Source organism: Mesorhizobium sp. 113-1-2 (assembly GCF_016756475.1).
Taxonomy (GTDB): Bacteria; Pseudomonadota; Alphaproteobacteria; order Rhizobiales; family Rhizobiaceae; genus Mesorhizobium; species Mesorhizobium loti_C.
Map to the genome: position 1 here is coordinate 2,425,150 of NZ_AP023242.1, position 12,749 is coordinate 2,437,898.

Annotated in this window: 16 protein-coding genes; 1 reads left to right on the forward strand and 15 read right to left on the reverse strand. The window is 63.9% G+C overall.

Features of this window, described 5'->3' with window-relative positions; all coding sequences use genetic code 11:
* Positions 1-40: 40 nt before the first annotated feature.
* The 15 genes from JN279_RS11705 to JN279_RS11775 form a co-directional block, all read right to left on the reverse strand.
* Entirely contained in the window at positions 41-1,033 is a 993-nt protein-coding gene (locus JN279_RS11705; protein ID WP_096449824.1) for a flagellin N-terminal helical domain-containing protein, read from the reverse strand.
* A gap of 244 nt (positions 1,034-1,277) precedes the next feature.
* Complete coding sequence (gene fliP / locus JN279_RS11710; protein WP_095199335.1) at positions 1,278-2,009, reverse strand: flagellar type III secretion system pore protein FliP; 732 nt, start codon at positions 2,007-2,009, stop codon at positions 1,278-1,280.
* The gene (locus tag JN279_RS11715; RefSeq protein WP_095199334.1) at positions 2,006-2,500 is read right to left on the reverse strand and encodes a flagellar basal body-associated FliL family protein; all 495 of its coding nucleotides are present in this window, start codon (positions 2,498-2,500) and stop codon (positions 2,006-2,008) included. The genes fliP and JN279_RS11715 overlap by 4 nt, the downstream gene beginning before the upstream one ends.
* A gap of 20 nt (positions 2,501-2,520) precedes the next feature.
* A complete protein-coding gene (gene flgH, locus JN279_RS11720; RefSeq protein WP_096449822.1) occupies positions 2,521-3,228 on the reverse strand; it encodes a flagellar basal body L-ring protein FlgH in 708 nt (235 codons plus the stop codon).
* Positions 3,225-3,806, reverse strand: a complete 582-nt coding sequence (locus JN279_RS11725) for a MotE family protein (protein ID WP_096449820.1) — start codon at positions 3,804-3,806, stop codon at positions 3,225-3,227. The genes flgH and JN279_RS11725 overlap by 4 nt, the downstream gene beginning before the upstream one ends.
* A 3-nt stretch (positions 3,807-3,809) precedes the next feature.
* Positions 3,810-5,051 carry a flagellar basal body P-ring protein FlgI gene (locus JN279_RS11730; protein ID WP_096449818.1) on the reverse strand — a complete coding sequence of 414 codons (1,242 nt, stop codon included), beginning with the start codon at positions 5,049-5,051 and terminating at the stop codon, positions 3,810-3,812.
* Entirely contained in the window at positions 5,048-5,584 is a 537-nt protein-coding gene (gene flgA, locus JN279_RS11735; RefSeq protein WP_202352829.1) for a flagellar basal body P-ring formation chaperone FlgA, read from the reverse strand. Before flgA ends, JN279_RS11730 begins: the two co-directional genes overlap by 4 nt.
* Positions 5,585-5,590: 6 nt before the next feature.
* Entirely contained in the window at positions 5,591-6,379 is a 789-nt protein-coding gene (gene flgG, locus JN279_RS11740) for a flagellar basal-body rod protein FlgG (protein ID WP_096449814.1), read from the reverse strand.
* Between the two features lie 11 nt (positions 6,380-6,390).
* Complete coding sequence (locus JN279_RS11745) at positions 6,391-6,714, reverse strand: flagellar hook-basal body complex protein FliE (protein ID WP_172224748.1); 324 nt, start codon at positions 6,712-6,714, stop codon at positions 6,391-6,393.
* Complete coding sequence (flgC, locus tag JN279_RS11750) at positions 6,711-7,127, reverse strand: flagellar basal body rod protein FlgC (protein ID WP_027045477.1); 417 nt, start codon at positions 7,125-7,127, stop codon at positions 6,711-6,713. The genes JN279_RS11745 and flgC overlap by 4 nt, the downstream gene beginning before the upstream one ends.
* A 1-nt stretch (position 7,128) precedes the next feature.
* Complete coding sequence (gene flgB, locus JN279_RS11755) at positions 7,129-7,509, reverse strand: flagellar basal body rod protein FlgB (RefSeq protein WP_096449812.1); 381 nt, start codon at positions 7,507-7,509, stop codon at positions 7,129-7,131.
* A gap of 86 nt (positions 7,510-7,595) precedes the next feature.
* Positions 7,596-8,474: a hypothetical protein gene (locus JN279_RS11760; protein WP_096449810.1), complete on the reverse strand. Its 879-nt coding sequence runs from the start codon at positions 8,472-8,474 to the stop codon at positions 7,596-7,598.
* On the reverse strand, positions 8,455-9,855 hold the full coding sequence (fliI, locus tag JN279_RS11765) for a flagellar protein export ATPase FliI (protein ID WP_096449808.1): 1,401 nt from the start codon (positions 9,853-9,855) through the stop codon (positions 8,455-8,457). Before fliI ends, JN279_RS11760 begins: the two co-directional genes overlap by 20 nt.
* A gap of 1 nt (position 9,856) precedes the next feature.
* A complete protein-coding gene (flgF, locus tag JN279_RS11770; RefSeq protein WP_096449806.1) occupies positions 9,857-10,582 on the reverse strand; it encodes a flagellar basal-body rod protein FlgF in 726 nt (241 codons plus the stop codon).
* 2 nt (positions 10,583-10,584) lie between these two features.
* A complete protein-coding gene (locus JN279_RS11775; RefSeq protein WP_446720405.1) occupies positions 10,585-11,712 on the reverse strand; it encodes a DUF1217 domain-containing protein in 1,128 nt (375 codons plus the stop codon).
* A 156-nt stretch (positions 11,713-11,868) separates the two neighbouring features.
* Between JN279_RS11775 and motA the strand changes: the two genes are divergently transcribed.
* Positions 11,869-12,744: a flagellar motor stator protein MotA gene (gene motA, locus JN279_RS11780; RefSeq protein WP_096449804.1), complete on the forward strand. Its 876-nt coding sequence runs from the start codon at positions 11,869-11,871 to the stop codon at positions 12,742-12,744.
* Positions 12,745-12,749: the final 5 nt, after the last annotated feature.

A 12,749-nucleotide genomic window follows, 5' to 3' on the forward strand; every position in this document is an offset into this window, starting at 1 on the left:
TGGCGCGGCCCGTTTGTCCGATGTAGCCGCTCGAGAGCGATCAGCCGCGGAAGAGCGACAGGATCGACTGCGACGAGCCGTTGGCGATCGACAGCGCCTGGACGCCGAGCTGCTGCTGAACCTGCAGAGCCTGGAGGCGGGTCGATTCCTTGTTCATGTCGGCATCGACGAGCTGGCCAACGCCGCGATCGATGGAGTCCATCAGGCTCTGCGTGAAGGTCTTCTGCAGGTCGATGGAGCTCTTGGCGGCGCCGAGCTTGGTGGCGGCGGTCGTCATGTCCTTGAGCGCGGCATCGACGACGGTCATCATCTGCGAGATCTGGCTGTCGCTGGCGGCAGTGGTGCCCGAGAAGATCGACAGGCTGGCGACCGAGTAGGTATCGGTGGCCGCAGCGGCAGCGCCCAGCGTCGGAGCCGAAGCCGTGGCAGTCTCGGCGCCAGAGACACCGAGACGGTTGGCGTCCAGGATGCCCTTCGACGTCGCGGCCGTGCCGGCTTCATACAGCTTGATGCTTTCCACGTTGACGTCGATCGTCGAGATCGAAACCGCGCCGGCGGAGGTGCGGTTGAAGGCCGAAACGACCTTGACGTCCGCAGCGGTGGTGGCCGTCGCGCCGCTGTTTACGGACAGCATGTTGGTGCCCGAGAAGGTGGCGGAGTCGGCGTAACCCTTCAACTGTGCCTGAAGGGCGGCGATTTCCACCTGGGTCTTTTCCTTGGCGGCGTCGGTCTGGCCGTAGGACGCGGTCAGCTTCTGCTGGATCGAGTTGATGGTGGTGATCGCGCTGTTCATGCCGGTGTAGGCGGTGTCGACCTTCGAGGCGCCGAGGCCGAGCGAGTCCGAAACGGTGGACATGGCCTGGTTGTCGGAGCGCATCGTGGTGGCGATCGACCAGTAGGCGGCGTTGTCCGAAGCCTGGGAAACGCGATAGCCCGTCGAGATGCGGGACTGGGTGGTGTCGAGGCTCTTCTGGGTGGCGTTAAGGCTCTGCAGCGCCGTCAAAGCGGCGGTGTTCGTCATGATACTGGCCATGGCTACTCGTACCTTGTTTTTACAGGTGTTTTTTTGACATACCGGTTTGTCCGGTATGACGGAGCGGCATCATGCCAATGACCGTTGCGTTTGGGTCACCCGCCATCTGCGAGCGACTATGGCGGCGAGTTCCTACCAAAGGCCTAAACTGGACGGTTAAGCAAAAATAATTGGAGAAAAAATCGACGCCTCGCGCACTGCGCGGTGCTTGCGGCAGTCGTCGCTTTGCGCCGAGACGGCGAGGTCAGTTGAAGGATCGCACCAGGCTGCCGACGAGCAGGTTCCAGCCGTCGATCAGGACGAAGAAAAGGATCTTGAAGGGCAGCGACACCACGGTCGGCGGCAGCATCATCATGCCCATCGCCATGGTGATGGTGGCGACGATCAGGTCGATGACCAGGAATGGCAGCACGATCAGGAAGCCGATCTCGAAGCCGCGGCGGATCTCGGAGATCATGAAGGCAGGAACCAGGATGCGCAGGTCGACCGTTTCTTTGGCAACGACCTGGCCGCGCTCGCGGGCGAGATCGGCGAAGAGGTCGAAGTCCTTGTCGCGCACATTGTGCAGCATGAAGGTGCGGAACGGGTCCGAGATCTTCTCGAAGGCCTCGGTCTGGCTGATCTGGTTGTCCATCAGCGGCTTGACGCCGGTGTTCCAGGCCTGATCGAAGGTCGGCGCCATGACATAGAAGGTCATGAACAGCGACAGCGAAATCAGGATGAGGTTTGCCGGCGTCGACTGCAGGCCGATGCCGGCGCGCAGGATCGAGAAGGCGATGACGAAACGGGTGAAGCTCGTCACCATGATCAGCAGGCCCGGCGCCACTGACAGCACGGTCAGCAAGCCGAACATCTGGATGATGTAGCCGACGGTGGTGCCGTCGGCCTTGCCGATGCCGCCAAGGTCCAGCTGCTGCGCCGCCGCGACGGAGGTGGCGGCGCCGATCAGCGCCGCGGCGAGAAGGAACTTCTTCATTCGAGCAGCAATGTCCTGATGAGAACCTGTTTTGCGTGCCCCTGGCTGCGGATCGAGGCGCGTTCCTCGATATCGGCTTTCAGGTGCTGATAACCGCTGGCGCCCTCGACCTGATGCATCTTCAGCGTGCGCACGAAGGCCAGAAGGTCCTGATGGATGTCCTCCGTCATCGCCGGCGGCTGCGGCGCGTCGTAGACCACGGATACTTCCATCCTGATCCATGTGTCGGCGGGGGATGCAATGTTGGTGGTGATTGGCGCCAGCGCGACAAGTGTAGGCCCCATGCCAGGCTGTTGCGCGGCAGCGGGTTCGGTGACCTTGCCCTCATTTTCAGGCGCTGCTGGCACCGATGACGGCGCGCCGACGCCCTTGAGATAGCCGCCGGACATCCAGCCCATGCCGATGGCGGCGGCCGTCACCACCAGCAGCGCGGCGCCCTGGACGACAAGGGAAGGACCCTTGCGAGGCTGAAGCTGTTCGACATTGGCCACGGTGCTTTGTTCTCCAATCGCTAGAACGGAAGAACCTGGTCGAGAACCTGCTGGCCGTAGGCCGGCTGCTGGATCTCGGTGATGCGCCCGCGTCCGCCGTAGGAGATGCGCGCCTCGGCGATGCGTTCGTAGGGGATCGTGTTCTCGGCACCGATATCGGCCGGCCGCACGATGCCGGCGATGGTCAGCACCCTCAGCTCGGCGTTGACGCGCACTTCCTGCGACCCCGTGATCATCAGATTGCCGTTCGGCAAGACATCGGTGACGATCGCCGCGACATTGAGCTCAAGCGTTTCCGATCGCTTGATCTCGCCATCGGCCGTTGTATCCGTGGCAGAGTTTAACGAGCCAGCCCCCTTGCCGGCAGTGCTCCACTTGTCCCACTGCGCGCTGAGGTCGAAGCCGAGCTTGCGGTTGGCGGTACGGCTCCTGTCATTCTGGTTTTTGAAATTGGCGCGGTCGTTGATCTTGATCTTGACGGTCAGGATGTCGCCCTGCGAGAGCGCCCGGGGATCGGTGAAGAGGCGGCTCTGGCGATCGTCCCACAGCGAGAATTTCTTCACCGGTGCCCGAGGCGGCTCGGGGTATTTGTAGAGGGCCGACGTGTTGCCGCCGTCGATGCCGGAGCCGACCGGCGACAGCGCCGGGTCCTTGCCGACTTCCCTGAGATTGGTGCCGCAGCCGGACAGCGCAGCGACCGCGCACAGGATGAGCATTCTGCGGATCATGACGGATCTACCCTTCGGGCTGCGCTGGCCATGATGCCGGTGAGCGTCGCCGCCGCCTTCTGGTCCATTTCGTTGAGAATGACACTGGCCTTGCGTGGATCGAGCTTCATCAGGATGGCCGCGGCCAGGTCGGCATTGACGATTGCCAGGCGTTCGGCCGCGGCGTCCGGCTTCATGCCGGCATAGATCTTGACGACGCCGTCCTCGGCCCGGGCCAGGAAGACTTCGCGCCGCTTCAGCCAGGTCTCGTATTCGGCCTTTTTGGCGTCCAGCGCCTTCATGCGCTCATCAATGCCGGCCTGCAGCTGCTTCAACTCCTCGGCCTGCAAGGCATAGCGGCGGTCGCGGGCGGCGTCGGCGATGTTGGAGCAGAAGCGCTCGATCTCGCTTTGATCCGGCGCTTTCTCCCGCGTCAGTTGCTGCGGTGCCGCTGCGGGCTGCGCTCCGGGTAGAACCTGGCGAACGACATCCTCGCCGTGTGCACCGCCACTGGCAGCGGACATGGCCGTGAGAACAGCAGCCGCGAACAGCGTCGCGCGGCGTCTTTCATGGGGTGAGAGGAGAGGGATCATCGGCATCGCCTATTGGAGAACCAGATCGGCTTGCAGGGCGCCGGCCGACTTGATGCCTTGCAGGATGGCAATGATGCCGTCCGGCTTGACGCCGAGGCGGTTCAGGCCGGAAACGAGGGTTTGCAGGTCTGGCCCGTCGAGCACCGCGACGCGGCCATTGGGCCGGCTGGCGTCGATGGCGGTGAACGGCTCGACAGCGGTTTCGCCCTTGGAGAAGGGTTCGGGCTGCACGACGCGCGGCGCTTCCGTTATGCGCACCGTCAGTGTGCCGTGGCTAATGGCGACGCGCGAGATCTTGACGTCGTTGCCGATGACGATGGTGCCGGTGCGCTCGTCGATGACGACGCGGGCCGGCGTATCGGATTCGACCACCAGGTTTTCGATCTCGGCATAGAAGCGCGCGGCCGAAACGCCCTTTGGCCTTCTGATCTGCACCGTGCGGGAATCGCGCTCGCCCGCCACGCGCATGCCGAAGCGCTGGCTGGTATAGTCGTTGATCGCGTCGGCGATGCGGATGGCGGTCGAAAAATCGGGATTGCGCAATTGCAGCGTCAGCGTCGACTGGTCGTCGAATTCGGCCTTCACCGAACGCTCGACAATGGCGCCGTTCGGCACCCGGCCGGCGGTCGGCACGCCTTGCGTCAACTGCTGGGCCTGACCCTGGGCGATGAAGCCGGAAACGATGACCGCACCCTGGCCGACGGCATAGATTTCGCCGTCCGCCGCCTTCAGAGGTGTCATGATCAGCGTGCCGCCGGCAAGCGAGGTGGCGTCGCCCATCGAGGAGACGTCGATGTCGATGCGGGCACCCGATTGCACATAGGGCGGCATGTTGGCGGTGACGATGACGGCGGCGACGTTCTTGGCGCGCGCGCTGCCGCCTTCGGTGGCGATGCCGAGATTTTCCAACATGGCGCGGATCGACTGCTCGGTGAACGGCGAATTGCGCAGGCTGTCGCCCGAGCCGGCGAGGCCGATGACCAGGCCGTAACCGACGAGCTGGTTGTCGCGCGAACTCTGCAGCTGGGCGATGTCCTTGATGCGCGAGGCGACCTGGCCAGGCGGCAGCGAGCTTGGCCCGGGCGAAACGCTGAACATGCGGGTGGTGGTGGCCGGATCATATTCCGGATCATTGTCGACGCCGCCATTCCTGGCAGCGAGTTCGCGCTTGGCCTTGGGCGTCAGGCCGTCGGCCAGGGCCGGCTGCAGGCCGAGCGTGGCCGCGAGCAGAAGGGCAAGCAGGCGCATCATGAAGCGCTGACCTGGATGGTTCCGTCGGCCATCACGGTGCCGGAGAGGATCTTGCCGCTGTCGCTGTTGCGAACCTTGATGAGGTCGCCGGCCGAGCCTGGCTGCAAGGTCACCGCGGTCGCGGATATCGTCAGTCCGCCGGCGATGAAGAAGACTTGCACGGCAGCACCCTGTTCGACCAGCCAGGCTTCGCGGATGGCGGTGGAGGGAATGTAACGGCCGGGCAGCAGCGTGCGCTTGGCGACCTTGCCCTGGAGTTCTTCGGCACGGGTCGCCATGGCGTCGGGCTTGTGCTTGCCCGGGATGAGGGTCACCTGCTTCAGGGCGGCAAGCTCGATGGTCTCGCCGGGATAGATGACTCGGTTGGGGATCAGCACGACCTCGCCGGCAGGCTGATTGCTGGCGATCTGGGTTGCCGATTGATTTGCCGATTGACTTGTCGATTCCTGAGCGAAAGCCGGCATGCCGCCGGACACCAGCGCGAGGATCAGCGCGGTGCGGCGGAATGCGGAGCAGGAGATCGGCATGGCCATCATCCCTTACCTGATGTTCTTGGAAACGACGGAGGCCATGTCGTCGGCGGCCTGGATCACCTTGGAATTCATCTCGTAGGCGCGCTGCGCCGAGATCAGCTCGGTGATTTCCTTGACCGGATCGACGTTGGAAGCCTCGAGGTAGCCTTGCTGGATGCTGGCGAAACCGGGATCGCCGGGTACGCCGACATTGGCCGGGCCGGATGCCGTGGTTTCCTGGAAGAGATTGTCGCCGAGCGGCGCCAGACCTGCCTCATTGGCGAAGTTGGCGATCTGAAGCTGGCCGAGGCTCTGCAAGGCGGTCTGGCCGTCGATGCGGGCAAAAACCTCGCCGGTCTTGTTGACGATGACCTCAACGGCATTAACCGGTACTGTGATGGCCGGAATGACATTGGCCCCATCCACCGTGACCAGCTGGCCGGTGGCGTTGGTGTTGAATGCGCCGGCGCGGGTGTAGAGCGTGCCGCCATCGGCGCCCTCGATCTGGAACCAGCCCCTGCCGGTCAGCGCCATGTCGAAACTGTTGCCGGTGCTGGTCAGTTCGCCCTGGGTGTGCACGTTGCGCACGGCCGTCGTCTTGACGCCGAGGCCGATCGAAACGCCCTCCGGCACCAGCGAAGCGTTGGAGCGGTTGGGCACGCCTTGCGTGCGGTCGACCTGGTAGAGCAGGTCGGAGAATTCGGCGCGCGCCCGCTTGTAGCCGGTGGTGTTGATGTTGGCGATGTTGTTGGCGATGACTTCCAGATTCGTCTGCTGGGCATTCATGCCGGTGGCGGCGATGGCAAGTGCTTTCATGCCCTAACTCCTCAAATACCCATTCGACTGACTTCGAGATAGGCCGAAACGACCTTGTCGCGGATGGCGACGGCGGTCTGAAGCGCCTGCTGTGCGCTCATCACGGCATCGACGACCTGGCGGGTGTCGGCATCGCCCTTGAGCGCCTGGAGCGACACCTGCTCGGCATTCTGCAGCGTGTTGACGGTCTTGGAGGCGGCCTGGCTCACCGCTTCGGCGAAGGAGGTACCGAGATTGCCGGCTGTCGCCGGCGCGACACCGCCCTGAAGCAGGTCGGTCGCCGTATCGCCCAGCCCGGGCTTAAGGTTAAGCGCGCCGATGCCATTCACGATCATTGGTTCCTCATCAGGTCGATGGTCATTGAAATGAGGTCGCGCGCCTGCTTCACGACTTGCAGGTTGGCCTCGTAGGAGCGGTTGGCCTCGGTCATGTCGGCCATTTCGATCAGTACGTTGACATTGGGCATCTTGACGTAACCCTTCTCGTCGGCGGCCTCGTTGCCCGGCTGGAACTCGATGGGAAAGTCACTCGGATCGCGATCGATCGAGTTCACTTCAACCGTCGAACTGCCGGAGGCCCGGTCAAGCTCGGAGACGAAGCTGATGGTCTTGCGGCGATAGGGGTCGGCACCGGGCGTGGTGCCGGTCGACTGGGCATTGGCGAGATTTTCCGAAACCACGCGCAGGCGCTCGGATTGGGCGCCGAGGCCGGATGCTGCGACTTTCAGGGCTGCGGTCAGCGCGTCCATATCAGCTCTTCACCGCCATCATCATCATCGAGTGGAAGGCCTTGACGATCGCTGTGTTGAGCTCGAAGGAGCGGCGCACCTCGCCGGCCTTGAGAAGCTGGTCTTCAAGCACGACGGTGTTCTTGGACGGCATCACCACGCCGTCATCCTCCTGCGGCTTGATGGTGAAGCCGGCATTGGTCGCGGCGCTGCCGAGATGGCCGGCCTCGGTGGTCTGCAGCGACACCGCGGTGCGGTCGAGCACCTTATCGAAGGGCTCGACATCGTTTGCCGTGTAGCCCGGCGTGTTGGCGTTGGCGATGTTGCCGGCGATCGCCGACTGGCGCACGGAAAGCCACTGCGCTTGCTTGGCGGCGAGATCGAAAAGGGAAACAGGCTCCATGGGAATCTCCGGGCATGTGCCCAAAGACTAGGCCGCCAGTCTTGCGCGGACCTTGCGGGCGACCGCGAGGCCGTACCGCGGCGGCCTTACCTGGAAAGCTGGATCACCTGGTTGGTGCTGGTCAGCATGACCCATTTGCCGTTGCGCTGCTCGATCGATGACACCGTGCTTGAATCCGGCAGCGTCGAGCCGCGCTGGACGATCCACAGGCCGGTGTCGTCCTCGATCATGGCGCGGCCATTGGCGACATGAACCATGCGGAATTTCGCGACGTCGGCGGGAAAGGGCTGGTCGCCGGGCGGCTGTGCTGGGGTGGCGTCATCCTGCACCGTTCCGGTGGCGAGCAGATCGATGCTGGTGTTGGGAACGTCCTTGGCCGTCAGTGGCGCGCTCCGCGAGGCGACCACACCGCCGCCCGCGCGTCCCGAATTGGTGCCGGTCCCGCCAAACTTGATCGCCTGGACGCCGAACTGCTCCTGGTTGAAGAAGATATACCAGGGAAACAGGGCGCAGATCAGGCCGAGCGTGACGCCGAGCGCGGCGATGACGAAGTCGCTTCGCCGATCCGCCTTCTTGCTCAATCTTGGAAATTGCACCTTTGGCGGTTGCGGCCATTCGGTGACGGGAAACAGGCCGTCGATCAGCGATTCGCGGCTTGCCTGCGTCATCTCGGCAGGCTCGACGCGAGGGACCACATGCATGGCGGGCACGGCAGCCTGAGCCGGAACAGGCTCGGGTCTGGGGGGAGCCGGCTCTGATCTGGGGAGAGCCGGCCTGGCTCTGGGCAGAGCGGGTTTGGCGGCCTTGGCCAAAACGGCCGCGGTCTTGGCGGCTATGGCGCTGGCGGCCTTTGCCTTGGCGGCCCTCTCCTCCGCGGCCCGGGCTTCCTCGGCGGCGTTCGCCTCGGCGATCATCTCGTTCAGGATGCGCTCGGTGTATTGGCGTTCAGTCTCCTGATTCGGCATTCAGCTTTCCCTTGAGATGGCGGGCGAGATCGGAGAACGGATCGGCCGACGGGCGGTCCCTAGGCGATTGCGTCAGCGCCTCGTAGATCAGCGGTACCTGGCGCACGGCAATGTCGAGCTCGGCGTCGGCGCCGCCCTGATAGGCGCCGAGCAGGCGGATGTCGCGCGTGTCCTCGAAGCGGGCGATCATCGACTTCAGCCGCGTCACCAAAGCGCGCTGTTCGACGCTCCAGGCCTTGCCGGCAAGGCGCGATATGGACGACAGCGGATTGACCGGCGGATAGCGGCCCTGTTCGGCGATCGCGCGGTCGAGCACGACATGGCCGTCGAGGATGCCGCGCACGGAATCGGCGACCGGATCGTTGTGGTCGTCGCCGTCGACCAGCACCGAAATGATGGCGGTGATCGAGCCCTTCCCCTCCACGCCAGGCCCGGCGCGTTCGAGCAGCTTGGGCAGTTCGGTGAAAACCGAAGCGGGATAGCCGCGGGCGACCGGCGGCTCGCCGGTTCCCGTCGCCACCTCGCGCAACGCATGGGCGAAGCGGGTGATCGAGTCCAGCACCAGGAGCACGCGGTGGCCCTGGTCGCGAAAGTGCTCGGCGACGCGCATGGCGGTGTCGGGCGCGCGCCGGCGCATCATGGCACTCTCGTCGCTGGTGGCGACGACGGCCACGGTCTTGGCCATGCTGTCGCCGATCGTGTCCTCGAGGAATTCGCGGACCTCGCGGCCGCGTTCGCCGATCAGCGCCACGACGACGGTGTCGAACGCGTCGGCGCCGGCGAGCATTGCGAGCAACGTCGACTTGCCGACGCCGGAACCGGCAAAGACGCCCATGCGCTGGCCGAAGCACAACGGCGTGAAGATATCGATGACCTTGACGCCGGTCATGAAGGCGGTGCCGACGCGCTGCCGTGCCATGGCACCGGGCGTCGTGGCGCTGCCCGACAGGTCGTCGCCCCTGATCAGCGGCGGGCCGCCATCGATCGCCCGGGTGAGCGCGTCGATGGTGCGGCCGCGCCATGAGCCGTGCGGCGCCACCGCGAGCGGTCCCCGGCGGAACACTGCGTCGCCGATACCGGCATCGGCGCTGCGTTCGAAGGGGGCGACGACGACCTCGTCGCGGCTGATCTTGACGACCTCGCCGCGGCGCGCGCCAGCCTGGCCGCGCTGTTCGACCATGTCGCCCAGCCTGGCGAAATCGGAAAGGCCGCGCACCTTGTAGTGCGTGGGCGTGACTTCGGTGACGAGACCGCCACGCTTGACCAGTTCGTCGGCGTTGCTGAAACGCCTGATAACCCGTTCCAACGCGGCCAGACGATCCTCCGGCGCCGGCTGGGGCTGTCTTTCGGGTACGCGGATGGAGGACCGGTCCAGCGACATGCTACGACTTCGAGCCGAGCGTCTTGATCGCCTCGTCGGTGGAGGAATCGGTCTGCCGCATCAGGGCGGCGGTGTTCTCGAAGGCGCGCTGGACCATGATCAGCCGGGTCATCTCCAGCACCGGATTGACGTTGGATTCCTCGACGAAGCCCTGGGCGATGCCGACATCGGAACGATCGGTGACCGGCTCGGGGGTGTGCGCCGGCACGATGCCGGAATTGCCGTAACGCACGAAATTCTCGCCCGGGTCGAAATTGTAGAGGCCGATCGAGCCGACGAGTTGATCGTTCTGGCGCAGCGAGCCGTCGGCGCCGGCCTTGGGCGGGCCGTTGCGGGGGTCGAGCTGGATCGGCGCGCCGCCGGCGTCGAGCACCGGATGGCCCTCGATCGACATCAGCTCGCCATTCTCGTTCATCGAGAAGCGGCCGTCGCGGGTCATGACGGTGCCGGCCGGCGTGTCGATGGCGAACCAGGCGTCGCCCTGGATGGCGAAATCGAACGGATTGCCGGTCTCGGTCAGGGGGCCATGGGCGCCCGAAAGATAGGTCTTGCCCGACGAGGCGAAGGACACCGATTTCTGCCCGGTGCCCGACACCATGTCCTCGAATTTCACGCCGGTGGCGCGAAAGCCGACCGTGTTGGCGTTGGCGACATTGTCAGCGATCGTGTCGAGCCGGCGCTCGAGCGCCATCTGCGCGGAAAGGGCGACGTAGAGACTGTCTTGCATGATCAGAACTTCAACTTCTGCATGGCCATCATCAGGTCGGTGGAAATGCCCACCGTGACCGGCTGAGCGAAGAGCACGCTGACCGACGACACCGCCGTCGAGGTCGGATTGTTGATCTCGTACATGCTGGTGAAGCGGGTCAGGAACTTGGTGAGCTTCGCGGGATCGGTGAAATCCGTGAGGTCGAGCTTCTGCTCGAACAACTGCGCCTGCTTGTCGATGTCGGCCGTGGCGAAGGAATCGGGCAGCCCCAGCGCGGTGCGCACGACGCTAGCAAGGGCCGTATCGGCCAGCACGTCGTACCAACTGGTGATGTCGGGCGCCTTGCGCTGGAAATAGAGCGCCAGCCGCACGCCCTCATTGGTCTGGCCGGCATCTTCCTCGAGGGTCTGACGCAGGTACTTGTCGACGGTCGGCTGCTGCGCAGGATTGATGGTGGTGGCGTTCTCGCCATTGGCCTCGAAATTGAAGGCCAAAGCCAGTCCCGCGTAAGCTGGGTTTGTCTGCTTGTTGGCGACGCTGGCAGGGTCGCTCACCTTACTTTGCAGGACCTGCTTGATCAGGTCCTTGTCCTCGGTCGCCGAGTCGAGACCGTATGCGGCCAGGGCATAGGTGTAGAGCCGGCTGTTCGACATCAGGTCGTCGACGGACTTCACCTTGGTGATGTTGGCGAGGTAGTAGGTCGTCTCGCCCTTCACATAGGCGGAGTTCGGATCGAGGCCGGCGATCTGCGCCTGCGTGGCGTAGTTCTTCGTCACCAGCTGCTGCGCCTTGTTGTAGATGGTGGCGTCGGCGCCGTTGGCGGCGAAATTGAAGGCGCTGACGAACTGTGCGTAGCGCTTGTCGGTCAGCTTGTTGGCGAAACTGTTGGAATCCGAAACGCCTTCCTTGAGCGCTTTGACCATGAAGGCCTTGGCGTAATCCATGTCCTCGAGCCCATAGGCCTTCATGGCATATTTGAACAGCCGGTCATTGTTGACGAAATCGTCGATCGATTTCACCTTGGTGATGTTGGCGAGATAATATTGGGTGTCGCGATCGACCGTCGGCTGCTGCTCGATGCGGTCGATAGACTTGGCGATGTCCTTGGTGATCAACTGATAGCTGGTAAAGGTACTGAGCAACGTCATGCCTCCGGCCGAAGCTTAATATCGCGACAATAACCTCACTTCCTTGCGCGAAACTGAATCGCCCGACATTCGGTTTGATGGCAGGCCCGATTCAAGCCTCACACAAGGCACGGGGACTATCCCTTGCAGCCGACGTGAAATGCGGAAGGACCTGCCGTGGGCATTCTCATTGGACTTGTAGTGACGCTCGGCTGCGTCCTTGGCGGCTTCATGGCCATGGGCGGGCATCTGCACGTGCTGGTCCAGCCCTGGGAAGCCGTGGTCATCTGCGGCGCTGCACTGGGTACCTTCCTGGTCGCCAACCCGATGAAGACGGTCAAGGATACCGGCAAGGGCATTATCGAGGCCTTCAAGCAGGCGGTGCCGAAGGAACAGGATTATCTGGAAACGCTCGGCGTGCTGCACAGCCTGATGCGCGAATTGCGCTCGAAGTCGCGCAGCGAGGTCGAGGCGCATATCGACAATCCAGAAGAATCAGCCATCTTCCAGGCCTTTCCGACGGTGCTCAAGAATCACGATCTGATGAATTTCATCTGCGACTACTGCCGTATCATCATCATCGGCAATGCCCGCTCGCATGAGATCGAGGCGCTGATGGATGAGGAGATCCAGACGATCCGCTCCGACAAGATGAAGGCCTATCACGCGCTGGTCGCGGTCGGCGACGGCCTGCCGGCGCTGGGCATCGTCGCCGCCGTGCTCGGCGTGGTCAAGGCGATGGGCGCACTCGACCAGTCGCCGGAAATCCTTGGCGGCCTGATCGGCGCGGCACTTGTCGGCACCTTCCTCGGCATCTTCCTGTCCTATGCCGTGGTTGGGCCCGTCGCCACCAAGATCAAGACGGTGCGCGAGAAGAAGAACCGCCTCTACATCATCGTCAAGCAGACGCTGCTCGCCTACATGAACGGTGCGCTGCCGCAGGTGGCGATCGAATTCGGTCGCAAGACCATCTCATCCTATGAACGGCCGACCATCGACGCCGTCGAGCAGAGCACGATGAACACCGGCGGCGCCGAGAAGAAGGCCGCTTGAGCGAT

Excerpts from the sequence above, each read along its gene's own strand:
- flgF (WP_096449806.1), bottom strand. The coding sequence starts at position 10,582 with ATGCAAGACAGTCTCTACGTCGCCCTTTCCGCGCAGATGGCGCTCGAG.
- JN279_RS11705 (WP_096449824.1), bottom strand. The coding sequence starts at position 1,033 with ATGGCCAGTATCATGACGAACACCGCCGCTTTGACGGCGCTGCAGAGC.
- JN279_RS11725 (WP_096449820.1), bottom strand. The coding sequence starts at position 3,806 with ATGCCGATGATCCCTCTCCTCTCACCCCATGAAAGACGCCGCGCGACG.
- flgA (WP_202352829.1), bottom strand. The coding sequence starts at position 5,584 with ATGGCCATGCCGATCTCCTGCTCCGCATTCCGCCGCACCGCGCTGATC.
- JN279_RS11760 (WP_096449810.1), bottom strand. The coding sequence starts at position 8,474 with ATGCCGAATCAGGAGACTGAACGCCAATACACCGAGCGCATCCTGAAC.
- JN279_RS11775 (WP_446720405.1), bottom strand. The coding sequence starts at position 11,712 with ATGACGTTGCTCAGTACCTTTACCAGCTATCAGTTGATCACCAAGGAC.
- flgH (WP_096449822.1), bottom strand. The coding sequence starts at position 3,228 with ATGATCCGCAGAATGCTCATCCTGTGCGCGGTCGCTGCGCTGTCCGGC.
- fliP (WP_095199335.1), bottom strand. The coding sequence starts at position 2,009 with ATGAAGAAGTTCCTTCTCGCCGCGGCGCTGATCGGCGCCGCCACCTCC.
- JN279_RS11730 (WP_096449818.1), bottom strand. The coding sequence starts at position 5,051 with ATGATGCGCCTGCTTGCCCTTCTGCTCGCGGCCACGCTCGGCCTGCAG.
- flgB (WP_096449812.1), bottom strand. The coding sequence starts at position 7,509 with ATGGAGCCTGTTTCCCTTTTCGATCTCGCCGCCAAGCAAGCGCAGTGG.
- fliI (WP_096449808.1), bottom strand. The coding sequence starts at position 9,855 with ATGTCGCTGGACCGGTCCTCCATCCGCGTACCCGAAAGACAGCCCCAG.
- flgG (WP_096449814.1), bottom strand. The coding sequence starts at position 6,379 with ATGAAAGCACTTGCCATCGCCGCCACCGGCATGAATGCCCAGCAGACG.
- JN279_RS11745 (WP_172224748.1), bottom strand. The coding sequence starts at position 6,714 with ATGATCGTGAATGGCATCGGCGCGCTTAACCTTAAGCCCGGGCTGGGC.
- flgC (WP_027045477.1), bottom strand. The coding sequence starts at position 7,127 with ATGGACGCGCTGACCGCAGCCCTGAAAGTCGCAGCATCCGGCCTCGGC.